This is a genomic window from Bradyrhizobium uaiense (assembly GCF_010811875.1).
Taxonomy (GTDB): domain Bacteria; phylum Pseudomonadota; class Alphaproteobacteria; order Rhizobiales; family Xanthobacteraceae; genus Bradyrhizobium; species Bradyrhizobium uaiense.
In genome coordinates, this window is record NZ_VKHP01000972.1 from 1 (window position 1) to 244 (window position 244).

Genomic DNA, 244 nt, shown 5'->3' on the forward strand with positions numbered 1-244 from the left:
GGCCGCGACGTGCTCGCACGCCGGGCGGAGCCCGCCATGTCCTTGAAGGAGCCGCAAACCCGCCAGGCGCGCGATCCTGTGCTTGTCGATCTCGCGCTGCAGGGCGGTGGATCGCATGGCGCTTTTATTTGGCGGGTGCTCGATCGGCTCATGGATGAGCCGTGGCTGCGTATCGAGGCGATATCAGGCACGTCGGCCGGCGCGATGAACGCCGTCGTGCTGGCGGGCGGTTTTATGACCAATG

General features: G+C 66.4%; 1 protein-coding gene. It reads left to right on the plus strand.

Going from position 1 to position 244, the window contains the following annotated elements:
- Positions 1 to 36: 36 nt before the first annotated feature.
- A partial coding sequence (locus FNJ47_RS48360) for a patatin-like phospholipase family protein (RefSeq protein ID WP_175068542.1) occupies positions 37 to 244 on the plus strand: 208 nt, incomplete at its 3' end.